The organism is Ruegeria sp. CDSC085, assembly GCF_059610465.1.
Genome location: NZ_JBXWNR010000004.1, coordinates 149,114 through 173,013, shown reverse-complemented (window position 1 = coordinate 173,013; position 23,900 = coordinate 149,114). Strand labels below are relative to the sequence as shown.

The window sequence follows — 23,900 nt, the reverse complement described above, 5'->3', positions numbered from 1 at the left end:
TGATACAAGGCTCGACTTCCGCCTCGCCTTGCCCTTACATCCATCCCCATGAAAGAACTATTGCGCAGTACCGATCCGACGATCCTAGCCTTTGCATCCGCTCTCCTTGAGGGCGAGGATATAGACTGCTTTCAGATGGACGTAAATATGAGCATCCTCGAAGGCGGTATCGGAATCTTTCCCCGACGTCTGATGGTTCGGACCGAAGACCTTACCCGAGCCGAGCGCGTGATGCGCGATAACGAGATCCCGCTGGGCCGATGACGCGCTTCAAAGACAGTGAACTGACGTGCAACGATTTCCTGGGTGGTCGGGTGCGATTGCTGCAACCTGCGTCAGGTTACCGCGCCGGGGTAGACCCTGTTTTGCTGGCTGCATCCGTCCCTGCCAAGGCCGGACAGTCCGTGCTGGAGCTGGGATGCGGCGCGGGGGCTGCCATTCTGTGCCTGTCCGCGCGGGTACCGGGGCTGCAAATGGTTGGGGTCGAATTGCAGCCTGCCTATGCAGATCTGGCGCGCCGAAATTCGGAAATCAACGGCTTTGATATGGACGTGATTGAGGCAGACCTGAACGCTTTGCCTGATGATGTTCGACAGCGCCACTTTGATCACGTTATTGCGAACCCGCCCTATTACCGTGCAGGGGCGCATAGCCCCGCCTGTGACACGGGGCGGAGCATTGCCCTGGGCGAAGAGACTCCGCTGATCGACTGGATCGCCGTGGCGGCCAAACGCCTTGCCCCTCGGGGGTTTCTGCACATGATCCAAAAAGCTGATCGTCTTCCCGATATGCTGACGGCCTGTCAGGGGAAGCTGGGTTCAATCGAGGTGCTACCGCTCAGCGCGCGGGCGGGCCGCCAGGCCGAGTTGGTCATCCTGAGCGCCCGCAAAGGGGGACGCGCGGCATTTAGCCTCCATGCGCCTTTGATTCTGCACGCAGGTGAGCGCCACGAAAAAGACGGTGAAAGCTATACCGAGGCGGTCTCTGCCGTGCTTCGGCAGGCCGCCCCTTTGCCTCGGATCTGATGCCATCGGCAATGACCAGCCGAATTTGTCGGATTTATTACAGATTCTGTGCGTCTGCAGCGTGACAGTGTGGAAACGATGTGGTCAAATTCTTACGTGACATACAGACACGTAAACAAGGAGGATCGCAATGAGCGTGAGCGCACATCTGACGGAACTGAAGAAAAAGCACGAATCTCTCGGTCTAGAAGTGGAACAAGCCCAACGCTCGCCAGGCATCGATGATCTCCACATAGCTCAGTTGAAAAAACAGAAGCTCAAGCTGAAAGAAGAGATCGAGCGCCTGTCTGCTTAAGTTTTCAGGCTTGCGCGGGCCGCTATCAAGGCCCCGCCGGTAATCAGGAAAGCCGCGATCGCAAGCCCCCAAGATGGGGCGGCGATCCCGGCCGCCACCAAAGCTAGGGTCGACAATAACGGGGCCGCATATGATGAGGTTCCGAGGATTTGTATGTCGCCTTGCTTTACACCAATATCCCAGACGTAAAACGCCAACCCGACTGGTCCAAGGCCGAGTGCCAGCACCGACGCCCAGCCCAGTGCCGTATCGGGCAATACAGTGTCTTCCACCGCCAGATGCAGCAGCCCCGAGGCGAGCGCAGCCGCAAGGCAGAATACCGCCACGGAACTTGTCGGCGTGCCCTCCAATTTGCGCGATCGAACCGAGTAGCCCGACCATGTCAGTGCGCAGAGCAAGGCCAACGCATACCCCGGCAGGTATTGGGCCTGAAAGCCTGCACCGCCGCCTCCGGCGATGATCACAGCGGCCCCGGAAAACCCAAGACAGGCGCCGATCAGGTGACCGATACGCAGGTGTTCACCTGGCAAAAGTCCCGACAAAAGCACAATGAGCAGAGGCCAGAGATAAGCGATCAGCCCAGCCTCGGCAGCCGGTGCCATGCGCAGAGCTGAAAAATACAGCGCGTGATAGCCAAATAAGCCCATTGCGCCAAAAAGGTAAGTTGTCCAGGGGACCTGCTTCAAACCGCTCAGACCACCTGTTGCCGCCGCCCAGATCAGTCCAAGCGCCCCGCCGATCGAAAAACAGATCGTGTTCAGCAGCAGCGGCGGCGTGGGTGCCGACCCAACAGTGAACAACGCCAGTAAGGCCCACAGCAAGACGGCCACGAAACCTATGGCCGTTGCACGCATTTTGGTCATGGGGAGGAAACCTCTTCAATCGGAACGATTTTGAACTCATCCGATATATGCGCGGTTTTTTCAATCTCGGCCAGGAACCAATCGCGAAACGCTGCGATCTGAGGTTTGTTTTCAGCCCCCGGCAGGCAAAGAAACCGGAACCGGCCTAGGGTTTCCAGGGCCACTTTGAAAGGCGCAACCAAGCGGCCTTCGGTCAAGTCCTTGAGAATCATGGCGCGCCGCCCCAGTGCGACGCCAACCCCGGCAACAGCCGCGTCAATCGCGTGATCAGCATTAGAAAAATGTGCGCCATGGGTCGGAGTAAAGTCCATTCCCACGGCACGGAACCAGGCGGGCCAATCGCAGGGCGGAGTCAGAAAACTGATCGAATCGTCATGGATCAACGGCGCCTCTTGAAGGCTTTCCGGCGTGGTGAATTGTTCCGCAAGTTCCGGGGTCATGACAGGGGTCAGCCATTCCTTTCTGACGGGAACGGAATACAGCCCGTCATCCGCCGAATTCCCGAACCGGATGGCGACGTCCACGTCGTCTCGCTCCAGATCCATGTTGCGCAGCGTGGCCGAGAATTTCAGATCGATCTCGGGATGCGCCCGAGCAAATTCGTAGAGCCGTGGCGCCAGCCACTTGGCGGTCAAAGCTGGACCTGCAGTGACGGTCAGGCTTGTGCCATCTTCCTGTCTGCGCACTGCGCGCCACGCGGATTGCAATGTGGCAAACCCTTCTGCCGCACCGGGCGCGAGGGCACGGCCCGCCTCGGTCAGTTCTACGGCGCGGTTCAGGCGGCGAAACAGCGGCCGTCCAAGGTGTTCTTCTAGCGATTTGATCTGAAAGGACAGGGCGGCTGGCGTCACATGCAGCTCTTCCGCCGCCCTCGCGAAAGACATGTGCCGGGCTGCGGCGTCAAAAGCGCGCAGCGCGGTCAGCGGTGGAAGATAGTCGCTCATAGTGAAGTAAATCTTAACGGAATATCCAAGAAAGCTCGTTTGTCTCTTTCTTTCGTAACCTTCATATTCACATCAGGTCAAATAAAACTGATTTAAAAAGGAGACTGCCATGATCGAGATGACGACAAATCCCGCCGCCCAAATGGCGATCCTGCGCGCCCATCAAGAGCGCAGCCGGGTGGTCTGGCAGTTTTGGGGATGGGTATTCGGTTCCCGCTGATCGCAGCGCGCGCGATCTTACGGGATTACAAAGGGCCGGCCCAAAGGGACCGGCCCGCTTTTTCTTTCCAAGTCTGGATCAGACGAAGAATTGCGCACCGTTGGCCGAAATCGTCGAGCCGTTGATGAACTGCGAATCATCCGAGGCCAGGAAAGCCACACAACGCGCAATTTCCTCTGGCTCACCCAGACGTCCGGCCGGGATCTGGCCGATGATGGACTCGCGCACTTTCTCAGGCACAGCCATGACCATTTCAGTTGCGATATAGCCGGGGCAGATTGCGTTGGCAGTGATGCCCGCTCGCGCGCCTTCCTGCGCCAGAGACTTCACGATGCCCAGATCGCCCGCCTTGGTCGCAGCATAGTTCACCTGAGCGAATTGGCCTTTCTGACCGTTGATCGAGCTGATGACGATGACACGACCGAACTTGCGCTCGCGCATGCCGGGCCAGACGGGGTGTACGGTGTTGAACACACCGGTCAGGTTGGTGTCGATCACGTCCTTCCACTGGTCGGGGGTCATTTTGTGGAACGGAGCATCGCGGGTGATGCCTGCGTTGGCGACAACGATATCGATGGGGCCAACCTCGGCTTCGACCTGTTCGATGCCTGCTTTGGATTCGTCGTAATCGGCGACATTCCACTTGTAGGTCTTTATACCGGTTTCTTCGGTGAATTTTGCGGCGGCTTCGTCATTCCCTGCATAGGTGGCCGCAACGCTATACCCTTCGGCTTTGAGCGCCTTGGAAATTGCTGCGCCAATGCCGCGGGAACCGCCGGTTACGAGTGCTGTTCGTGCCATTTATGACTCCTTCAATTTTAGTCGTCTTGGTAATGCTGTTACTCTGAGATATGATCGTGCGCAATATTGTTTCGTCATGAATTTCGGATTCCGGGCGGCAATATCGTCGCATCCAAGAGGTAGAACCTCAATGTAACAAAAAAGGCGCCCAACTGGGCGCCTATTTCTATTTGATTGTCAAAGCGCTTAGTCGCGCTCCACACACAGGGCAACGCCCATGCCGCCGCCGATGCACAAGGTCGCCAGACCCTTTTTTGCATCGCGACGCTTCATTTCGAACAGCAAAGTGTTCAAAACACGGCAGCCCGAAGCGCCGATCGGGTGACCGATGGCAATCGCGCCACCGTTTACGTTCACGATCGACGGATCCCAGCCCATATCCTTGTTCACGGCGCAAGCCTGTGCGGCAAAGGCTTCGTTGGCTTCTACCAGATCCAGATCGTCAACCGACCAGCCTGCTTTTTCCAGCGCTTTGCGCGACGCGTAGATCGGGCCGACGCCCATGATCGATGGGTCCAGACCGGCGGTCGCGTAGGATGCGATGCGTCCCAGAGGTTCGATTCCACGCTTTCCGGCGTTTTCGGCTGACATCAGCAACGTGGCCGCAGCGCCGTCATTCAGGCCGGATGCGTTGGCCGCGGTGACAGAGCCGTCCTTGGTAAAGGCCGGGCGAAGCTTAGTCATGGCCTCCATTGTTGCGCCGTGGCGAATGTATTCGTCCTTGTCCATCACGATGTCGCCTTTACGGGTCTTGATGGTGAAGGGCACGATTTCGTCTGCGAATTTTCCGGCTTTCTGAGCAGCTTCTGCCTTGTTCTGCGAGGCGACGGCGAATTCATCCTGCATCTCGCGGCTGATCTGCCATTTTTCAGCAACGTTCTCGGCAGTCTGACCCATGTGATAGCCGTTGAAAGCATCCCACAGACCATCGCGGATCATCGTGTCGATGTACTTCATGTCGCCCATCTTGTGACCGGCGCGCAGGGCGGCAGCGTGGGGTGACAGAGACATGTTTTCCTGGCCACCTGCAGCGACGATTTCCGCGTCGCCCAACTGGATATGTTGAGCGCCCAATGCAACGGCGCGCAGGCCCGAGCCGCAAACCTGATTGATACCCCATGCGGCGCTTTCCTGTGGCAGGCCGGCATTGATATGCGCCTGACGCGCGGGGTTCTGGCCTTGGGCGGCAGTCAGAACCTGACCCATAATGGTTTCGCTGACTTCGCCTTTTTCTACTCCGGCGCGCTCGACAACTGCTTCCAGGACGGCAGCGCCCAGATCATGGGCAGGGGTGTTCGCAAACGAACCACTGAAGCTGCCGACACCTGTTCGTGCGGCGGATGCGATTACTACGTTGGTCATATGATCAGTCCTTTACCGTCATGGGCCAGCGGAATTTCTGACGGCGCAGGTCAAGAGGTGTCCTCTCGAAACAAGAGCGCCCCGTGATCCCCCGCTCAAGTACTCTTGCAATAGCGTAATGCTGCACATGCAGCAACGGGCAGCTTGTCTCAGTGTCTGAAAAGACATTAAAATGTCGGTCAAAAGGCGTTCAACTGCCTGTTTTTGATTTGTTTTCCTGCTTCCAGGGTTCCGCGACACTGGGTGCGCCAAACAAGAACCCTTGCAGGCAATCCACACCACTTGCGACCAAAAACGCGGCATCCTCCTGCGTTTCAACCGATTCGGCTGTGACCAGAATTTCAAATTCACGGGCCACCGCGATCAGGGCCCGCACCAATGTCTGGTTGTCAGGATTGTTGCTGATACCCCGCACAAACTGGCCATCGATTTTCGCCGCGTCGAACAGAAATTCGCGAAGATGGCGGAAGCTGAAGTTGCTGGCACCAAAGTCATCCAGCGCAAAAGCGATGCCGCGATCCTGCAATCGGTCCATGAAATCGACAACCAGCTCAGGTACCTGCATGGCCGAGCTTTCGGAAATCTCGAGAATCAACCGTTCGCCCAAGCCGGCATCTCGTTTCAGAAACCTGTCCAGTATTCTGGACCAGTTGGAATAACCGATTGAGCGAGCAGACATGTTGATCGACAGACGAATATCCGGGTTCTTTGCCAAGGTACGCAGCCCGAGTTCCAGCGCCACGCAGTCGAGTTCGCGGCCGATAGGTGTGTTTTCAACCTGAGGCATGAACTCGCGCGCCGGGATGACGCGACCGGTTTCGTCCAGAACCCGAATGAATCCTTCGTAAAACGCGACGCCACGTGGGGCGTGCGCTTGGATCACGGGCTGAAAGGCCAGCTTGCACTGCTTATGCTTCACTGCATCGGTTGCCATCTGCACGACCGAACGATCCCGTGTCGATACTGCCGCGTTCAACGGGCTGTCCGACCCCTCAGGCAGATGTGCCAGTTTTTTGTTTCCCATAAGCGCGGATTCCCATGTGACCGGGACAGGTGTCCGGTCACAATCTCGGGGCAAAGAGATGAATCTGGGGTTAAAGGTTCAGAAAAAAATCTGCGGCGCGGTCTCAGCGGGCGGATTGCCACGCGCGCGCCAGTGAGGCTGCTGCACCAAGTATCGCGCCCATTGCGCCAAGGGCCATCATTGCAAAACCAAGCGCAATCAGGGTTGCAACAGCGCCGCCAAGGGCTGCGAGCATGGCAATCATCAAGCCGAACAACCCAACAAAGGTTGAAATGGTTGCCAAACGGTTCATGCCGACCCTCGCTCACTCTTACACTACGCCTATCGACCGATATGGCGCACAAAGACCAGATTTCAAGGTACAAGCAGGCTTTAGTCAGCAGGTTCAGGCCTTTTCTGCTTGTCCGCTGGGCAACTTTCGGTCCAGATTCTCAAAACCGGGCGTTCCGCGATCTTCTGGATGGCGCGTCAGATGCTTGGCCTTGATCTGTTCCGAATTGTCCCGGCTGCCATCGTGGCTGTACCCCGGTGGCGCGAAGCAATAGGCCAACCGCTGGCGCAGGGTCAGCCCGGGCTGCGTGGCATCGTTCCAGATGCCGACCCATTCGTGAAACGCAACGCGCAGCGGGTTGAAGGTGCCGATATTGTGAACCAACCCGTAATCTACCCGGTCGTTTTCCTGTTCTGGCACAAAAGTGCCAAACATCTTGTCCCAGATGATGAACACCCCGGCATAGTTGCAATCCAGATAGCGCGCGTTGCGGCCATGATGGGCGCGGTGATGGCTGGGCGTGTTCATTACTGCCTCGAACCAGCGGGGCATCTTGCCGATGGCTTCTGTGTGAATCCAGAACTGATAGATCAGATTGAGGCCACCGACGAACAAAACCATCGCCGGATGGAACCCAAGCAGGATCAGTGGAGCGCGTACGACCATCATGAAGGTGAATGTATAGGTCCATGTCTGCCGCAGTGCGGTCGTTAGGTTATAGTGCTGTGAGCTGTGATGGTTTACGTGGCTGGCCCAGACCCAGCGGATGCGATGGCCAAAGCGGTGGACCCAGTAATAACGCAGATCATCCAGGACAAAGCACAGGATGATAACGGGAATTGATGTACCCAGGTTCATCGGAGTGATCTGCCACAGCCACATGAAAAACGCATAGGCGATAAAGCCCAGCAAAAAGCCCGACGCGATGTTTCCAGCGCCCATTATCAATGAGGTCACCGCATCGCGTGTTTCATAACGCCCGCCTTTGCCTTTGACTGCGATCCACAGAAACTCAGCCAGAATCGCTGCGATGAAAAAAGGAACGGCCCATTGTACCGCATCGGGAAAACTAATCTGGTTTGTCATGCGGGCTCCATCAGGTAACGCCAGTGATGGCGTTCGAATTCGTCCAGTCGAATGAGTGTTTTGGGTGCCGAGAATTCGTGAAACAGAATCTCATAACCTTCCGGATGATCCAGAAGGTCATAGTCCAGCAGATGCCGGGCAACGGTGTCGACCCCGAAGGACCAAAGCAACCCATTGCCCGTACTGGTGCGCACCACCGCGGCGTGGCCATCATGGGAAACCGTGACGTCGACCACATCATCGTCCGGAAAGTGACGTGCCCATTGTGAGCGTGCCGTGTCGGGCGTCAGCATCACCTGCTGCGACCTGCCGGTGAGATGCAATAACAGGCTGACGCCAGCTATGCCGCCGACGACCAGCGCCAATAGAATTTCAAGTGGCATTCCATCCTCCTGAGCGTAGAGTGCAAAGGAGCTGAAACTCTGTCAAAGGTGGCGTGACGTCAGCTGTTTTCCAGCCGTTCCAGTATCTCGTGTTGCACCACACGTTCGACGAAAGGTACCAGCCCCTCGGGGCCGGATGCCCGGTCCTTCAGGTGGATGCAGATATCCGGGCGGCGGGCGGCAATTATGCCCACCATTTCACCGCGGATCGTGTCGTCAAGTCCCGCGCCCAACATGGCGCAGGCAATCCGGGGCTCGGCATCCAGCTGTTTTCGAACCTCGTCGGTGTCATGTGCACCCAGCCACTCTATCGGCAGGTGATCCAGTTGCCGCGCCACATCTCCGATCACATTTGGCAACCGTCCGATCAGCAGTACGACGGGTTTCATCATTGCCTCCATTCCAAACAATATGCCTGCCCTGCCCGGCAGGGCAGGAACAGTATACCATGAGATTGATTGGGGGTGATGCCTTTAGTTGTTGATCGAATAAATGGTTGTTTTGCCCTTGCCTTTTTCACGGGTCATTCGGGCAGTGTCCCCGTCAGTTTCCCAAAGCTGACAATCCGTGCCCAGTGCCTTGCCGTCCAATACCCCGTTTCGGCACCAGAATTTTTTGTTCCAGACCCAGGTTCCACTGAACTTTTTCCCGCTTTTGAGTTTGGCTGAAATCGTGCCATCGGCATTCGCGACAAAAACATTGCCTTGTTCGTCGGTCAGCTTTTTTCCAACAATATCTGAATTGAACTGCTTTGCGGTCTTGACCCGTTTGTAGTCGGCATGTGCGGCGCCAGCGATTGCCAATGTGCCTGCAACAGCAAGGAATAGAATCGTTTGTTTCATAAAAAAACCTCCCACTCTTAATACGTGGGAGGATACCACAACTCCGCGAATTTTTCTAAATGCGTTAACTTTCAGCGCCAACGAGCGTCGAGATAATCGCCTTCGCACTGTCCGAGTTCCATTCCGCGTCGCCGATCAGCCGGGCGATTTCCTGCCCTTCGGGGTTCAGGATGACTGTGATCGGCAACGCGATCACGCCAAACTCACGCGCAGCTGCCGAACTGGGGTCTTGATGACGGGGCAGGTTGGCGATGCCGTTTTCTTCAAAGAACTTTTTGATACCGGCAGGTGAATTGCGACCCGTGGCCAACGTCAGAACCTGAAACTTGTCGCCGCCGAATTCTTCCTGAAGCTCGGCAATCTGAGGCATTTCCTTGCGGCAGGGCGCACACCAGGTGGCCCAGAAATTCAGCAACACATACTTGCCCTCGTAATCAGCAAGTGTTCCGACACCGCTGTCATCTTCCAGCTGAAACTCAATCAGTTTGGCCGGTTTGGGCTCTTTATGCAGGATCAGGCGTTTCAGGCTGTCTTCCCGCAGAGGGGCGAGCGTCTCGGCATCGGTCGCCAAAGCGGCGTTTGCACCCAGCGCAAGGGCCATATAAAGGGGGATCAGACGAAATAGGCGCATATCAACTCCGGGTTTTCTTACATGACCGATCAATCCTCGAACCAGATGTGGGGCGGCCGCTTTGCCGCCGGTCCAGACGCGATCATGGAGGCGATCAACGCCTCGATCGGGTTCGATCAGCGGATGGCAGCCCAGGACATCGCAGGCTCGCGCGCCCATGCGGCCATGTTGGCTGCCACAGGCGTCATAAGTGATAGTGACGCTGAAGCCATTCGGGAAGGGCTGCTCACCGTTTTGTCAGAAATCCAGAACGGAGAGTTTCAGTTTTCGACTGCGCTGGAAGACATCCACATGAATGTCGAGGCGCGCCTGAAAGAGATCATTGGCGAGCCCGCAGGCCGTTTGCACACAGGCCGGTCGCGCAACGATCAGGTCGCAACCGATTTCAAGCTGTGGGTCCGCGATCAGCTGGACGCGGCTGAATCCGGCCTGTTGGCCCTGATCCGCGCGCTTTTGGCGCAGGCCGAGGCCGGGGCCGATTGGGTCATGCCGGGTTTTACCCACCTGCAAACGGCGCAGCCTGTGACATGGGGCCATCACATGATGGCCTATGTCGAGATGTTTGGCCGTGATTTGTCCCGCGTTCGTGACGCCCGCGCCCGGATGAACGAATCCCCGCTGGGCGCAGCTGCGCTGGCTGGCACGTCGTTTCCGATCGACCGTCATATGACGGCTGAGGCGCTGGGCTTTGACCGCCCCGCTGCCAACTCGCTGGACGCCGTTAGTGACCGGGATTTCGCGCTGGAGTTCCTGTCGGTGGCCTCGATCTGCGCCATTCACCTGTCGCGCTTTGCCGAAGAGCTGGTGATCTGGTCCTCGGCGCAATTCCGCTTTGTCACGTTGTCAGATCGCTTCTCGACCGGATCATCGATCATGCCGCAGAAAAAGAACCCCGACGCGGCCGAACTGATTCGCGCCAAGGTGGGACGGATTTTTGGGGCCAACACGGCGCTGATGATGGTGATGAAAGGCCTGCCACTGGCCTATTCCAAGGACATGCAGGAAGACAAGGAACAGGTCTTTGACGCCGCCGACAACTGGATGCTGGCGCTGGCGGCGATGGAAGGCATGATCAGGGACATGACCGCCAACCGCGACAGCCTAGCCGCTGCGGCGGGTTCGGGTTTCTCGACGGCGACCGATCTGGCCGACTGGTTGGTGCGCGTACTGGGCCTGCCGTTCCGTGATGCGCATCATGTGACTGGATCTCTGGTGGCAATGGCCGAGAACAAGGGCTGTGACCTGCCGGATCTGACGCTGGATGACATGCAGTCGGTCCATACCGAGATCACAAAGGACGTCTACTCTGTCCTTGGTGTCGATAATTCTGTAAACTCACGCCAGTCCTATGGTGGCACGGCCCCGGATCAGGTCCGTGCTCAGGTTGAACGATGGAAGGCAATCGTGTGATGATCGCGCTGCGTGCGAGCTTGTTTATAGTTTTCGGCCTAATACTGGCCGGATGCGGAGCCGATGGCGAGCCCGTTCAGCCCGCGCCCGCACAGCCAACTGTCAGTGCGACAGTTGGGGTTGGCTCAAGCGGAGCGTATGTTGGCGGCGGTGTGGGTCTGAGCCGTGGACCGCTGGGTATTTACCTGGGATTCTGAGCCATTTTCATGTTGCGCATCGGTTTTTGATCTACCAACGCGAGGTGGCATGTCGATGCGCGTGTCATCCAAAGAAAAGATACTGAAATGAGAACACTAGGACTGTTTCTGGTATTTGCGGTTTTGACGGCTTGCGAACCTACATCGGCAAGACGCCCGGAACCTGCGGCCGAACCCAAGCAATCGGGCACCGGAGTTTCGATCTCGGGCTATGGCCGGGTTGGAGTTTCAACCCGAAATTAAACCTGGTGGATGGGTTCGGAATCCATTGATTCGAAGCCATCTTCTGGTCTAAGCGCGCAGGTATGGATCATTTTCTCTACCGCGACGGCGCGCTTTTCGCCGAGGATGTCCCTGTCTCCGAAATCGCTGCTGCGGTCGGAACGCCGTTCTATGTCTATTCCACCGCAACCTTGCTGCGGCATTTCCAGCTGTTTGACGATGCGCTTGACGGCACGGACCACCTTGTCTGCTACGCGATGAAAGCGGCCAGCAATCAGGCGATCCTGAAGACCCTGGCGCAGGCAGGCGCGGGGATGGACGTGGTCTCGGGCGGTGAGTACCTGCGGGCCAAGGCGGCGGGAGTTCCGGGAGAAAAAATCGTGTTTTCGGGTGTAGGTAAAACGGCGGAAGAGATACGTACGGCGCTGACCGGCGGCATTCGTCAGTTCAACGTCGAATCCGAGCCCGAGATGGAAGTGATCAACGCCATTGCACTGGAATTGGGTGTGGTTGCTCCGATCACTGTCCGGGTGAATCCTGATGTGGATGCCAAGACCCATGCCAAGATTGCGACCGGCAAGTCCGAGAACAAGTTTGGAATACCGATTTCCCGCGCCTCGGAAGTCTATGCGCATGCGGCCAGCCTGCCCGGGCTGGAGGTGATCGGCATCGACGTCCACATAGGCTCGCAACTGACCGAACTGGAGCCGTTCGAGCTGGCCTACACGAAAGTGGCCGAACTGACCGAGCAGTTGCGGGCTGAAGGCCACAACATCCGCCGTCTTGATCTGGGCGGTGGATTGGGGATTCCTTATACCCGCTCGAATGACGCGCCGCCGCTGCCGGTGGAATATGGCGCTTTGATCAAGAAGACACTGGGCCATCTGGGCTGTGAGATCGAGATAGAGCCGGGTCGCCTGATCGCAGGCAATGCAGGGCTGATGGTCAGCAAGGTGATCTATGTGAAGTCGGGCGAAGGCCGTGACTTCCTGATTGTCGACGCCGCCATGAATGACCTGATCCGTCCGGCAATGTACGAAGCGCATCACGATATTGTCGCGGTACAGGAGCCGGCGGCAGGCGTGGAACAGCAAGCCTATGACATCGTCGGCCCGGTTTGCGAATCCGGTGACACTTTTGCCAAGCAGCGCAACATGCCGCCGCTGAAATCGAGAGACCTGATCGCCTTCCGCAGCGCGGGTGCCTATGGCGCGGTGATGGCCAGCGAGTACAATACCCGCCCGCTGATCCCCGAGGTTCTGGTCAATGGCGATCAATTTGCAGTCATTCGTGAACGCCCAAGCTTTGACGAAATCATAAACCGCGATACCATACCTACGTGGCTTTGACGCGATAACCGCGCGGGCCAAACCCCGGAGGCCCGTCTTGTCCGACCGTTCCAACCTGCCCATTCCGCGCCTGTCCCTGTGGCTGACCCATGTCGGCATGGTGGCCGAACAGGTGCTGAGCGCATTCTGGCCGGTGTTCTCGATTGTACTGGTTCTGCTTGCGGCATTGATGCTGGGGCTGCAAGATCACGTTTCGGTGGAAATCGTCTGGGGTGCCGGTGCGCTGGCTTTGGTGTCGCTTGTGGTGGCGGTTGCTCTTGGCCTGCGAAAGTTCAATCTACCCTCGCGTGCGGACGCTCTGACACGTCTGGATGAGACCCTTCCAGGCCGGCCGATTCAGGCCTTGATGGATGATCAGGCCATCGGTGCGGCCGATCGGGATTCCGTGGTGCTATGGCAAGCGCATAAAGCCCGGATGGCGCAACGGGTCGCGACGGCCGAGCCTGTCAAACCAGACCTTCGGTTGGCATCGCGAGATCCGTATGCGCTGCGCTACGCGGCATTGCTGGCTTTTGTCGTAGCGCTGGTTTTCGGCTCTTTGTGGCGCGTGGGGTCGGTGGTGGATATGGCACCGGGTACTGCAGCCGCCGGGCAAGGACCGACTTGGGAAGGATGGGTTGAACCACCCCGTTACACGGGCCTTCCGACGCTGTACCTCGCGGATCAAACGGACGCGGAGCTTTCCGTGCCCAAAGGCAGCCGCATTACCTTACGGCTTTACGGTGAGGTTGGCGCACATAGCCTGACCGAAAACAGCTCGGCCCTGGGCGTCGAAGCTGCGACCGACCCAGAGCAGGAATTCGTGGCCGAACGCTCTGGTCAATTGCGCATCGACGGGCCTTCGGGGCGGGAATGGGCCGTTGATATCATTGACGACACGGCACCACAGATAGCCGTGGCCGGATCGGCTGAGGCCGAGGCGGGCGGGCAGATGAAGCTGCCATTCGTCGCAGGAGATGACTATGGTGTGGTTTCAGGTTCAGCCCGGATTGAACTGGATCTGGCTGCCGTTGATCGCCGTTATGGTCTGGCAGCAGAGCCCGAACCACGGGAAGCGATCGAGATTGAACTGCCGATGCCGATCACGGGCGACCGGGCGGACTTTGCCGAAGATCTGATCGAGGACTTCTCGCAACACCCCTGGGCGCATTTGCCGGTCCGGATTACTTTGATGGCTACGGACGCGGCGGATCAGCAATCTTCCTCCGAACCATATGTGACCGACCTGCCGGCCCGACGGTTTTTTGATCCGTTGGCTGCTGCGGTGGTCGAACAACGGCGTGATCTGCTCTGGTCGCGCTCCAACGCGCCTCGCATCGCGCAACTACTGCGGGCTGTATCTCATCTGCCAGAGGACCTGTTTCGTTCGGACACTGCCTATTTGCGCTTGAGGGTCGTACTGCGGCGGCTTGAGACCTTTGATCAATACGGGTTGAAACCTGAACAGCAGGCAGAGATCGCTCAGGCCCTCTGGGATCTTGCCGTGTTGATCGAGGATGGCACGCTGGCGGATGCGCTGGAACGAATGCGCCGCGCGCAGGAACGTCTGACCGAAGCGATGCAGAACGGGGCCAGCGACGAAGAAATCGCGGAACTGATGCAGGAATTGCGCGAAGCGACGCAGGATTACCTCCAGCAGTTGCAGCGGCTGGCTCAGCCCAATGGTGAAGATGGCGAGCGTCAGCCCGGCCAGAACGGCGAATCCCTGCAAATGACGCAGGATGACCTGCAACGAATGATGGACCGCATTCAGGAACTTATGGAACAGGGCCGGATGGCCGAGGCCCAGCAGGCATTGGAAGAGTTCCAGCAGATGATGGAAAACATGCGTGTGACCCAGGGACAGGGTCAGGGCCAGCAGTCCGAGGGTCAGCAGGCCATGGAAGGATTGGCGGAAACCCTGCGCGAACAGCAAGGTCTGAGCGATCAGGCCTTCCGTGATTTGCAGGAACAGTTCAACCCCGGCGCCCAATCCGGTGAAAGCCAGGGCAATGAGGGGCGCAACGGCGGGCAGGGCCGGGGGCAAAGCCACGAAGGTCAGGGCGGTCAGGGGGAAGGCTCGGATCAGGCTGGCGAAGGCCAGCAGGGTCAAGGTTCACTCGCGGATCGTCAGCAGGCTCTGAGAGATGAGCTGGGCCGCCAGCAACAGGGGCTGCCCGGCGCAGGCACACCCGAAGGCGACGCCGCGCGTGAGGCGCTGGACCGGGCCGGGCGCGCGATGGACGAGGCGGAACAAGCCCTGCGCGGTGACGATCTGGCGGAAGCCATCGATCAGCAATCCGAAGCCATGGAAGCGTTGCGTGAAGGCATGCGGTCGCTGGGCGAGGCGATGGCGCAGAACCAGCAAAACCAACCGGGTCAGGGAACGCAGGATGGCGATATGCAAGCCAATAACCGCGATCCACTGGGCCGAAACCCGGGTGCCGCCGGTTCGATTTCAACGGATGAGAATCTGCTGCAAGGCGAAGACGTGTACCGCCGGGCGCGGGAACTGCTGGATGAAATCCGACGCAGAACCGGGGAATCGGACCGCCCCCAGATCGAACTGGAATACCTGAAACGTTTGTTGGAGCGGTTCTAGACCTTAGTTCTGGGTGCCCGACCCAACCTGTGCTTCAAGCCAGATTCGCGCCTGATCCAAAAGTGACACATATGAACTGAGCAACGGTTCGGTCTGGGGGATCACCTCGCTGATCTGTTGGGCATTTCCATAGATCAGATACAGAATCACGCCGATGATCAGCATCAGCGCAAAACCGCGTAAGAACCCTCCCGATTTGCGCGGTGTTTGCGCGGCCTCTTCCGGCTCATCTGATCGCATAGAGGAATTGATTGCCTCGACATCCGGTAACGCGTCTGTCTGCCCGGCATCAACTGCGGTTTCCGAAGCCGAAGGCCGTTTGGGTCGCACCTTGGGCTCTGACGGCGTATCCAGCCCCAGATCGGGCTGGCTCTCAAGGCTACTGCCTTCCTGCGACCGAAGTTCCGCTTCGCGAGCAGCTTCTTCTTTCAGAATGCTGGCAACGGAAGGATCGACATTTCCGGTGGACGCAACGGGTTCGTCAACTTCGGGCTCATCTTCGGATACCACCTCTTCAACGGGTTCCGGTTCTGCATCCTGCTGAGCTTCGACTACGTCGGACGATGCGTCATCCGGTTCAGGCGCTTCTGCTTTGTCGTCTGGTGTGCTTGCGGGCTCCGTGGGGTGCTTCGCTTGAAACCAGGTCTGATCGCAGTTGGAACACTGCACGTCGCGGCCTTCCTCGGGGATGACCTCGTCAGGAACCTCGTACTGCGCACTGCAATTCGGACATGTAAGACGCATGCTGCCTCCTCAGCCGGGTGAAGGGCCGATAATAGTTTTTTCAGGAATGATATTCCGTTAAGACCCAACAGCAAAGAGCGTTTTCGGTTTCACGGGTCAAGTGTCACCAATTGGACTCGGTAGAGCCATTGAAACCAAGACCATGCTCGGGCAAGAAGAGCGGCAAAATAATGGGGGCACGTGTGATCGAGCTGGAAAATGTCAGCTACACCTACGGTGGCGGTGAGTTGCTGAGCGATGTCTCGGTGCAATTGCAGCCGGGTTCGTTTCACTTTCTGACTGGGCCTTCCGGGACGGGTAAGACCACGCTGCTCAAGCTGTGTTATGGCGCCTTGCTACCAACTTCTGGGCGGTTGAGCGTGTTTGATCAGGATATTTCAGCCCTTGATCGCGACCAGCTGGCGGTACTGCGCCGCCGCGTGGGTGTCGTGCATCAGGATTGTCAGTTCCTTGACCACATGACGCTCGCCGAAAACGTCGCGTTGCCACTGATGGTGTCCGGGCGCGCGGAATCATCCGAGCAGGACAACCTGAGCGAATTGCTCAGCTGGGTGGGTCTTGGAGTCAGGCTTGAAGCCCGTCCACCCGAACTGTCCGGAGGCGAACGCCAAAGGGCTGCTCTGGCGCGCGCCGTTATCCTGTCGCCTGATGTGGTTTTGGCGGATGAGCCGACAGGCAACGTTGACTGGGAGATGTCGCAACGGCTGCTGCGTCTTCTGATTGAGTTGAATCGGATGGGCAAAACCGTCCTGATCGCAACCCATGACCTGAGCCTGATCCGCGCGGCCAAAAGCCAGGTGCAGGCGCGTGTCTTGCGTATTTCGCAGCGCAAGCTGCAACTGGCGGGGGCGGATTTATGATCAGCCCTGACCTGCGAAATCTGTTGCGTGGCGACAAGCGGGCAGACCGGGTTGTTCCCCCAACGGGATACACGGCGCACCTGACCCTGTTTGTCGCGGGTGCGATGGCGTTTCTTGCAGTATTCGCTTTGGCACTGTCTCTGGCGTCGGGGCGCATTGCAGATCGTTGGGCTTCGGAGCTGGCCGGAGCCGCAACCCTGCGCATCAACGCGCCCGCGGAACAGCGCGCAGCCCAGACCGAGGCTGCGTTGACGGTTCTTAGCCAAACGCCCGGCGTGGCCTCGGCCCGTGCTTTGACGCAGGAAGAGCAGGCGGCGTTGCTTGCCCCGTGGTTCGGGCCGGATCTGCCGCTGGATACGCTGCCCGTGCCGCAACTTATCGAGATCATTGAAACCGAACCGGGCATGGATGTGGCCGGGTTGCGTTTGCGGTTGGGGGCAGAGGTGCCGGGCGCCGTACTGGATGATCATTCGCGATGGCGGGAACCTCTGGTTGATGCGGCGATGTCCCTGCGTCGTCTGGGGTGGATTTCGATCCTGCTGATCGGCGGTGCGACCGCGGCCATGATTACCCTTGCCGCCAATGCCTCGCTTGCCGCCAATGCCCAGATCATCGAAGTGCTGCGTCTGGTCGGCGCACGCGACGGGTTCATAGCGGGGGCATTCGTAAGGCGGTTCACATACCGCGCGTTTTTCGGGGCTTCGGTCGGTACATTGCTGGGGATGACAGGTGTTCTGTTGTTGCCCGAAGCCTCGGACACGGGCGGTTTTCTGACCGGCGTGGGCTTTCAGGGCAAAGACTGGGTGTTGCCGGTACTTATCCCGATCCTTGGTGCCATGGTCGCGTTTTTTGCCACCTGGGCTGCGGCCCGACGCAAATTGAAGGAGCTTTCCTGATGTTGATGGCTGTTCAATGGGTCCGGTCGTTGATCTTCATGATCTTGATCTACGCCTGGATGCTGATCCTTGGCATTGTTTTCCTGCCCTACGCGCTGTTTTCCAAGGCTGGCGCCCTGAAGGCGTGCAAGACCTACGCGCGCAGTACGATGTGGCTGGCCCGCTGGATGGTTGGCATCCGGTGTGAAGTGCGAGGTACAGCCCCAACGAATGAGGTGGTCATAGCGGCAAAACACCAGTCATTTCTTGATATCATCATGATTTTCGATGCCATTCCGCACGGCAAGTTCATTATGAAGCGTGAGCTCTTGTTTACGCCCGTCATTGGCATGTATGCACGACGTCTCGGCTGCATTCCGGTCAATCGTGGCAAGCGCGGTGCCGCCGTGGCCAAGATGGTCAAGGATGTATCGAAGGAGTTCTCGGAACCCGGTCAGCTTGTGATTTACCCGCAAGGAACACGCGTGGCGCCCGGTGCAAAGAAGCCTTACAAGGTTGGAACCGCAGTTCTCTACGAAGGGCTCGGTTTTCCCTGCGTTCCGGTCGCAACGAATGCCGGCGTCTTCTGGCCCCGCACAGGTGTCATGCGCAAACCGGGCCTTGCGATCGTGGATTTCCTGGACCCGATCGAGCCGGGCGTTGGTCGGGACGACTTCCTTGCCCGGCTGGAAGAGGTGATCGAAACACGTTCTAACGAGTTGATGCGGGAAGTGGGGTTTGATCCGGATGGAGCACATTAGTGACATTGAAACGCTTGAAGCGTTGTATGGTCGGCCCGGCGCGCCGTCCTTGCGAAAGGTCGTTCGTCAACTGACGCCTCTCTATCGCAAGTGGATTCTCGCATCACGCCTCTGTGTGCTCAGCACCGTTGGTCCTGAAGGTGTGGATGGCAGCCCTCGGGGTGATGATGGCCCGGTGGTGAAAGAGTTGGATGAGAATACGCTGGCGCTACCGGACTGGCGCGGCAACAACCGTCTGGACAGTCTGCGCAATATCGTACGCGACCCACGTGTTTCGCTCATGTTCTTTGTTCCGGGGTCCAACAACGTCGTTCGGGTGAATGGGTTGGCGTTTGTAACGGTAGATGAGGGGCTGCGACATCAATTTGAAAAGGGCGGCAAACGCCCGGCGACTGTTATCGTCGTTAAAATCGCCGAGATTTACAGCCAATGTGCCCGTGCTCTGATCCGGGCGCGTATCTGGTCCAGCGGTGATGAAAGCGGCAATCTTCCCACGATAGGTCAGCTTCTGTCGGAGGCATCAGGTGGTGCGGAAGGCGGCGCGCAATATGACGAGGAATGGTCTGCACGCGCCGCAAAAACGATGTGGTAGATCTGGGTGGCGGCAGTGGTTCAAACCGCAGCGGCTCCGATCCTGGATACTTTTTCAATCCAGCGATCAACGTTGCCGGGCTTGGGATAACTTGCGCCAGCAAAATAGGTGAACCGCGTTGGTTTGAAGCCGACGAACCCAAGGATCTGGTCCCGTACCTGACGGATAAGCGCCTGCCGGTATATCAGGCGCATGAACCATCCCGGCGTGTCTGAGGTCAGGATGACGCGTGCAGTACGCCCAGTCAGCATGGGCGCCGGGAACCCGATCTTTGTCGTATTCCGGGTGTCGAAAGTCCGCCCGGGGATGAATGTCCGGTCGATCAGTCCCTTGAGTTTCGCGGGAAGGCCGCCCCACCACATCGGTGTGGTCAGAACCAGATGGTCGCTCCACTCAAAGTCTTGCAGCACTTGTTCCAGAACCGGCTCAAGCGGTTTGAAATCGTGGTAATTGCCCTGACCGAAATCAAAATCGAACTGCAGGTCGCTCAGATGGACCAACCGGACGTCATGGCCCTTTTTACGGGCGGCGTCTCCATACGTTTCGGCGAATATTCGTGACAGGCTGCTTTCTGCGGGGTGTCCGTCAAGGATGAGGATTTTCTTCGATTGCATTGTGATTCTCCTGAAAATGACCGTGGTCAGTTTGTAGGTAAAAAAATGACCACGGTCAATATAAATTTGACCACGGTCAAAAAATGTGCAATTGAGCGGTATGCAAAAGACGATCCAGAAACGTACGATCAAGACCCGCGCCAAGCTTCTCTCGGCTGCCGAAGAGGTTATCCTAAATGGCGGATATGAAGCTTTGCGGGTGGAAGACGTTGTGAAGGCTGCAGGTGTTGCGAAGGGCACCTTCTTTGCGCATTTTCGCGACAAGGATGCGCTTATGGAAATTCTGATCGCGGACAAGCTGAATGCGTGTCTGGATCAGGCCGAGGCCGGAACTTCACCCAAAACTGTTGCAGAGATCATCATGGCGCTGGAGCCGGTTAACAGTTTCATGACGTCCGAGCGGTATGTATTCGATCTGTTGATCAGGTATTCCGGTGCAACGGCTGTCGCTGAGATAGGACCGGTCGCCTATTGCTTTGAGAGATATTTCCGTGTCGTGATGCTGTGGCTCGAAGCTGCAGAGGTGCGAAAGGACGTGCCATGCGAGTTATTGGCCGAAGGTGTGCAGGCTTTCGCCATTCAGGCCATGTCACTGAAGTTTTGCGCGTTGCATTCAGCGACGACATTTACAGACAGGTTGGAGACCTATCTGGATGCTTGGTTGACCCCGACAGGCTGATCGCTGCCGGGGTCAAGGTTGTCAGCTGTGGATCGGGCCGTCGCCGCAAGCCAGTGCCGCTTCACGCACCGCTTCGGAATAGGTCGGGTGCGCGTGGCAGGTCAGGGCCAGATCCTCGGCGGATGCGCCGAATTCCATGGCGACGCAGACCTCGTGGATCAGATCGCCCGCAGCCGGACCGATGATATGGGCGCCAAGGATTCGGTCAGTCTCTTTGTCTGCCAGAATCTTTACGAAACCGTCAGAGGCAAAGTTGGCTTTGGCGCGACCATTGCCCATGAACATGAACTTGCCGACCTTGTAGGCACGACCCTGTTCCTTGAGCGTCGCCTCGGTCTCACCGACATTGGCGACTTCGGGCCACGTATAGATCACGCCCGGAATGACACCATAATTCACATGGCCATGCTTGCCGGCGACCACTTCGGCGGCGGCCATGCCTTCATCTTCGGCCTTGTGGGCCAACATCGGGCCTTCGATCACGTCGCCAATGGCATAAATGCCAGGTACGTTGGTTTGCCAATCCGCACCCACCTTGATCTGCCCGCGCGGGGTCATCTCGACTCCCAGCGCATCCAGCCCCAGCCCGTCGTAAAACGGTTTGCGGCCCGTGGCCACCAGCACGGTATCGGCGTCGATCACATGCTCGCTGTCGTCCTTGAGCAGCTTGTAGGTCACCTTGGCCTTGGTCTTGGTTGCTTCGGTTTTCTGCACCGCCGCACCCATGATGAAATTCAGCCCCTGTTTCTTGAGGATACGCTGGAATGTCTTCTGCACTTCCGGGTCCATGCCGGGGGTGATTTCCTTGAGAAACTCGATCACGGTTACTTCAGCACCCAAACGGCTGTAGACCGATCCCAGTTCAAGACCGATCACACCCGCGCCGATCACCACCATCTTTTTGGGGATCTTGCCCAGAGACAGCGCACCGGTGGACGTCACAACCACCTTCTCATCCACTTCGACACCAGGCAGCGAGGACGGTTCGGAGCCTGAAGCGATGATGATGCTCTTGGCCTCGTGCACCTCATCGCCCACTTTGACCTGACCGGCGGCAGGGATCGATCCCCAGCCTTTCAGCCAGTCGATCTTGTTCTTCTTGAACAGGAACTCAATGCCCTTGGTGTTGCCCTCGATCACCTCATCCTTGTAGGCTTGCATCTGCTTCCAATCGACCGAAGGGCTTTTGCCCTTCAGGCCCATCTTGGCAAAGTTGTGTTCGGCTTCGTGCAACTGATGGCTGGCATGCAGCAAAGCTTTCGAGGGGATGCAGCCCACGTTCAGGCAAGTACCACCCAGCGTTTCGCGCCCCTCGACAACAGCAGTCTTCAGACCCAGTTGAGCGCAGCGGATCGCGCAGACATAGCCGCCGGGTCCGGCGCCGATTACGATGACGTCATAATTTGCCATTAGATTCTCCTAAACCGACCGGACGATCCGGTGCTTCCCCGACCCGATTTGGTGGGTCAGGAATATCTTTTGTCAAACGGGTTCCAGCAGCTTGATCGAGATATGCGCAATGCCGCCTCGTTCGTGGTGCATTGCCAATTCCTCGGACCCGAAAAAGGCGCGCGCCTTTTCCAGATCCGTAACCTCGAACATCGCGATTGCATGGTCCTTCTGATCGGGATCGCGCCAGACATGCAGGTCGCGGATACCCGAGGCCTTGCGCATCGGCTTGTCCTCGCGGAACACTTTCAGCCAGGCGTCGAAATCCGCCACATCGGCCTGCCAGAGTACATGTGTCGCCATGGTTACAGATCCATCAGCAGGCGGCGGGGGTCTTCCAGCGCCTCTTTCACACGAACCAGGAACGTTACCGCGCCTTTGCCGTCAACGATCCGGTGGTCATAAGACAGGGCCAGATACATCATCGGGCGGATCTTGATCTCGCCATTGATGACCATCGGTCGTTCCTGGATCTTGTGCATGCCAAGAATGCCCGACTGCGGGGGGTTCAGGATCGGCGACGACATTAGCGACCCGTAAACACCACCGTTCGAGATGGTGAAGGTGCCGCCCTGCATCTCGGCCATTGAAAGCTTGCCATCGCGGGCGCGCTTGCCCTTTTCGGCGATGGCTTTTTCGATGGCTGCAAAGGACATGCTGTCCGCGTCGCGAATGACCGGTACGACCAGACCCTGCGGCGTGCCAGCAGCAACGCCCATGTGAACGAAGTTCTTGTAGACGATGTCGGTGCCATCGATCTCGGCATTGACCTCGGGCACTTCTTTCAGGGCATGGCAGCAGGCCTTGGTGAAGAAGGACATGAAGCCCAGGCGCACGCCGTGCTTCTTCTCGAACTGGTCCTTGTACTGATTGCGCAGGGCCATCACCTCGGTCATGTCCACCTCGTTATAGGTGGTCAGGATCGCGGCGGTGTTCTGCGCATCCTTCAGGCGCTTGGCAATTGTCTGACGCAGACGGGTCATCCGTACGCGTTCTTCGCGGGCCGCATCTTCGGCAGCAACCGGTGCGCGTGGAGCCTGAGCCGCTGGTGCAGACGCAGAAGCCGCAGGTGCCGGAGCAGAAGCGGCTGCAACCGCCTTGGCAACGTCTTCCTTCATGATGCGGCCATCGCGACCGGTGCCGGTGACCTGATCGGCTGACAACCCGGCTTCTGCCATCGCCTTTTCAGCCGATGGTGCGTTTGCAACATCTTTGCCGGTGCTTGCCGCAGCAGAAGCTGCCGCCGCCGCAGGAGCTGGCGCTGCGCCAGCGGCCGCGCCAGAGATGACTGCCAGCTTTGCGGTTGCATCCACGGTTGCACCTTCCGGCGCGACAATCTCTGCCAGAACACCGGAAGCCGGGGCCGGTACTTCGACCGAGACTTTGTCGGTTTCCAACTCACACAACATCTCGTCCTGCGCGACGCTGTCGCCGACTTGCTTGAACCAGGTTGAAACAGTTGCTTCCGTCACGGATTCGCCAAGTGTCGGGACCATCACGTCAACCGACCCGCCAGATGCGGCAGGTGCGGCCTCCGGAGCTGCTGCGGCTGTTGCTGGGGCAGGCGTGGCTGCGCCTTCGCCGGCAGTAATCGTCGCCAGCAGAGCATCGACACCAACCGTTTCTCCTTCGGCGGCTACAATCTCACCCATCACACCAGCAGAGGGAGAGGGCACTTCGACCGTGACCTTGTCAGTCTCCAGCTCACACAGCATCTCATCCACGGCGACCGCATCACCGGGCTTTTTGAACCATGTTGCAACAGTGGCTTCGGTGACCGACTCGCCAAGCGTGGGAACACGAACTTCAATCGTCATCGC

General features: G+C 58.1%; 28 protein-coding genes. 12 read left to right on the top strand and 16 right to left on the bottom strand.

The window, feature by feature from the left end:
• The first annotated feature begins 48 nt into the window (after positions 1 to 48).
• The 3 genes from AC2FJB_RS08780 (at position 49) to AC2FJB_RS08770 (ending at position 1,320) form a co-directional block, all read left to right on the top strand.
• Positions 49 to 264, top strand: coding sequence for a putative signal transducing protein (locus AC2FJB_RS08780; protein ID WP_117870413.1), 216 nt, complete (start codon positions 49 to 51; stop codon positions 262 to 264).
• Entirely contained in the window at positions 261 to 1,025 is a 765-nt protein-coding gene (locus AC2FJB_RS08775; protein ID WP_299899194.1) for a tRNA1(Val) (adenine(37)-N6)-methyltransferase, read from the top strand. Before AC2FJB_RS08780 ends, AC2FJB_RS08775 begins: the two co-directional genes overlap by 4 nt.
• A gap of 130 nt (positions 1,026 to 1,155) precedes the next feature.
• A complete protein-coding gene (locus tag AC2FJB_RS08770; RefSeq protein ID WP_083445267.1) occupies positions 1,156 to 1,320 on the top strand; it encodes a YdcH family protein in 165 nt (54 codons plus the stop codon).
• Here AC2FJB_RS08770 and yddG read toward each other — a convergent pair.
• From yddG to AC2FJB_RS08715, 11 genes are all read right to left on the bottom strand, one after another.
• A complete protein-coding gene (yddG, locus tag AC2FJB_RS08765; protein ID WP_496717955.1) occupies positions 1,317 to 2,183 on the bottom strand; it encodes an aromatic amino acid exporter YddG in 867 nt (288 codons plus the stop codon). The genes AC2FJB_RS08770 and yddG overlap by 4 nt on opposite strands.
• Positions 2,180 to 3,127, bottom strand: coding sequence for a transcriptional regulator GcvA (locus AC2FJB_RS08760; RefSeq protein WP_496717957.1), 948 nt, complete (start codon positions 3,125 to 3,127; stop codon positions 2,180 to 2,182). Before AC2FJB_RS08760 ends, yddG begins: the two co-directional genes overlap by 4 nt.
• Before the next feature lie 298 nt (positions 3,128 to 3,425).
• Positions 3,426 to 4,148: an acetoacetyl-CoA reductase gene (gene phbB, locus AC2FJB_RS08755; protein ID WP_496717959.1), complete on the bottom strand. Its 723-nt coding sequence runs from the start codon at positions 4,146 to 4,148 to the stop codon at positions 3,426 to 3,428.
• A 186-nt stretch (positions 4,149 to 4,334) separates the two neighbouring features.
• Positions 4,335 to 5,510, bottom strand: coding sequence for an acetyl-CoA C-acetyltransferase (locus AC2FJB_RS08750; RefSeq protein WP_496717961.1), 1,176 nt, complete (start codon positions 5,508 to 5,510; stop codon positions 4,335 to 4,337).
• A gap of 190 nt (positions 5,511 to 5,700) precedes the next feature.
• Positions 5,701 to 6,534, bottom strand: coding sequence for an EAL domain-containing protein (locus AC2FJB_RS08745; RefSeq protein WP_496717963.1), 834 nt, complete (start codon positions 6,532 to 6,534; stop codon positions 5,701 to 5,703).
• A gap of 103 nt (positions 6,535 to 6,637) precedes the next feature.
• Positions 6,638 to 6,826 carry a hypothetical protein gene (locus tag AC2FJB_RS08740; RefSeq protein WP_117870399.1) on the bottom strand — a complete coding sequence of 63 codons (189 nt, stop codon included), beginning with the start codon at positions 6,824 to 6,826 and terminating at the stop codon, positions 6,638 to 6,640.
• Between the two features lie 93 nt (positions 6,827 to 6,919).
• Positions 6,920 to 7,891, bottom strand: a complete 972-nt coding sequence (locus AC2FJB_RS08735) for a sterol desaturase family protein (protein ID WP_299899184.1) — start codon at positions 7,889 to 7,891, stop codon at positions 6,920 to 6,922.
• Positions 7,888 to 8,274 (bottom strand): hypothetical protein, encoded by a 387-nt coding sequence (locus AC2FJB_RS08730; RefSeq protein ID WP_496717965.1) that lies wholly within the window; start codon positions 8,272 to 8,274, stop codon positions 7,888 to 7,890. The genes AC2FJB_RS08735 and AC2FJB_RS08730 overlap by 4 nt, the downstream gene beginning before the upstream one ends.
• Positions 8,275 to 8,333: 59 nt before the next feature.
• Entirely contained in the window at positions 8,334 to 8,663 is a 330-nt protein-coding gene (locus tag AC2FJB_RS08725) for a hypothetical protein (protein ID WP_496717967.1), read from the bottom strand.
• Positions 8,664 to 8,747: 84 nt separating this feature from the next.
• Complete coding sequence (locus tag AC2FJB_RS08720; protein WP_496818153.1) at positions 8,748 to 9,197, bottom strand: hypothetical protein; 450 nt, start codon at positions 9,195 to 9,197, stop codon at positions 8,748 to 8,750.
• Positions 9,181 to 9,747 (bottom strand): TlpA disulfide reductase family protein, encoded by a 567-nt coding sequence (locus AC2FJB_RS08715; protein WP_496717970.1) that lies wholly within the window; start codon positions 9,745 to 9,747, stop codon positions 9,181 to 9,183. The genes AC2FJB_RS08720 and AC2FJB_RS08715 overlap by 17 nt, the downstream gene beginning before the upstream one ends.
• A 21-nt stretch (positions 9,748 to 9,768) precedes the next feature.
• Between AC2FJB_RS08715 and argH the strand changes: the two genes are divergently transcribed.
• The 4 genes from argH to AC2FJB_RS08695 all read left to right on the top strand — a co-directional run bounded on the left by argH (position 9,769) and on the right by AC2FJB_RS08695 (position 15,506).
• Positions 9,769 to 11,157, top strand: a complete 1,389-nt coding sequence (argH, locus tag AC2FJB_RS08710) for an argininosuccinate lyase (protein WP_496717971.1) — start codon at positions 9,769 to 9,771, stop codon at positions 11,155 to 11,157.
• Positions 11,158 to 11,441: 284 nt separating this feature from the next.
• Positions 11,442 to 11,597: a hypothetical protein gene (locus AC2FJB_RS08705; protein WP_162896828.1), complete on the top strand. Its 156-nt coding sequence runs from the start codon at positions 11,442 to 11,444 to the stop codon at positions 11,595 to 11,597.
• Between the two features lie 62 nt (positions 11,598 to 11,659).
• Positions 11,660 to 12,925 (top strand): diaminopimelate decarboxylase, encoded by a 1,266-nt coding sequence (lysA, locus tag AC2FJB_RS08700; RefSeq protein ID WP_496672356.1) that lies wholly within the window; start codon positions 11,660 to 11,662, stop codon positions 12,923 to 12,925.
• A gap of 37 nt (positions 12,926 to 12,962) precedes the next feature.
• Positions 12,963 to 15,506, top strand: a complete 2,544-nt coding sequence (locus AC2FJB_RS08695) for a TIGR02302 family protein (RefSeq protein WP_496717972.1) — start codon at positions 12,963 to 12,965, stop codon at positions 15,504 to 15,506.
• Positions 15,507 to 15,509: 3 nt separating this feature from the next.
• Here the strand turns inward: AC2FJB_RS08695 and AC2FJB_RS08690 are convergent, their stop codons facing one another.
• Entirely contained in the window at positions 15,510 to 16,250 is a 741-nt protein-coding gene (locus AC2FJB_RS08690) for a zinc-ribbon domain-containing protein (RefSeq protein ID WP_496717974.1), read from the bottom strand.
• 182 nt (positions 16,251 to 16,432) lie between these two features.
• On the opposite strand from AC2FJB_RS08690, the gene AC2FJB_RS08685 reads away from it, so the two are divergent.
• From AC2FJB_RS08685 to AC2FJB_RS08670, 4 genes are read left to right on the top strand one after another with little or no spacing between them, the layout of a single operon-like run.
• The gene (locus AC2FJB_RS08685; RefSeq protein WP_496718099.1) at positions 16,433 to 17,110 is read left to right on the top strand and encodes a cell division ATP-binding protein FtsE; all 678 of its coding nucleotides are present in this window, start codon (positions 16,433 to 16,435) and stop codon (positions 17,108 to 17,110) included.
• A complete protein-coding gene (locus AC2FJB_RS08680; protein ID WP_496717975.1) occupies positions 17,107 to 18,006 on the top strand; it encodes a cell division protein FtsX in 900 nt (299 codons plus the stop codon). The genes AC2FJB_RS08685 and AC2FJB_RS08680 overlap by 4 nt, the downstream gene beginning before the upstream one ends.
• A complete protein-coding gene (locus AC2FJB_RS08675; protein ID WP_496717976.1) occupies positions 18,006 to 18,746 on the top strand; it encodes a lysophospholipid acyltransferase family protein in 741 nt (246 codons plus the stop codon). The genes AC2FJB_RS08680 and AC2FJB_RS08675 overlap by 1 nt, the downstream gene beginning before the upstream one ends.
• Entirely contained in the window at positions 18,733 to 19,338 is a 606-nt protein-coding gene (locus tag AC2FJB_RS08670; protein WP_496672345.1) for a pyridoxamine 5'-phosphate oxidase family protein, read from the top strand. The genes AC2FJB_RS08675 and AC2FJB_RS08670 overlap by 14 nt, the downstream gene beginning before the upstream one ends.
• Positions 19,339 to 19,358: 20 nt before the next feature.
• Here the strand turns inward: AC2FJB_RS08670 and AC2FJB_RS08665 are convergent, their stop codons facing one another.
• Positions 19,359 to 19,952, bottom strand: coding sequence for an NAD(P)H-dependent oxidoreductase (locus tag AC2FJB_RS08665; RefSeq protein ID WP_299899163.1), 594 nt, complete (start codon positions 19,950 to 19,952; stop codon positions 19,359 to 19,361).
• A gap of 100 nt (positions 19,953 to 20,052) precedes the next feature.
• Between AC2FJB_RS08665 and AC2FJB_RS08660 the strand changes: the two genes are divergently transcribed.
• Positions 20,053 to 20,631: a TetR/AcrR family transcriptional regulator gene (locus AC2FJB_RS08660; protein WP_496717978.1), complete on the top strand. Its 579-nt coding sequence runs from the start codon at positions 20,053 to 20,055 to the stop codon at positions 20,629 to 20,631.
• Between the two features lie 21 nt (positions 20,632 to 20,652).
• On the opposite strand, the gene lpdA is transcribed toward AC2FJB_RS08660, so the two are convergent.
• The 3 genes from lpdA to odhB form a co-directional block, all read right to left on the bottom strand.
• Positions 20,653 to 22,041, bottom strand: coding sequence for a dihydrolipoyl dehydrogenase (lpdA, locus tag AC2FJB_RS08655; RefSeq protein WP_117870374.1), 1,389 nt, complete (start codon positions 22,039 to 22,041; stop codon positions 20,653 to 20,655).
• Between the two features lie 72 nt (positions 22,042 to 22,113).
• Positions 22,114 to 22,383 carry a hypothetical protein gene (locus AC2FJB_RS08650; RefSeq protein WP_117870372.1) on the bottom strand — a complete coding sequence of 90 codons (270 nt, stop codon included), beginning with the start codon at positions 22,381 to 22,383 and terminating at the stop codon, positions 22,114 to 22,116.
• 2 nt (positions 22,384 to 22,385) lie between these two features.
• On the bottom strand, positions 22,386 to 23,897 hold the full coding sequence (gene odhB, locus AC2FJB_RS08645; protein ID WP_496717979.1) for a 2-oxoglutarate dehydrogenase complex dihydrolipoyllysine-residue succinyltransferase: 1,512 nt from the start codon (positions 23,895 to 23,897) through the stop codon (positions 22,386 to 22,388).
• Positions 23,898 to 23,900: the final 3 nt, after the last annotated feature.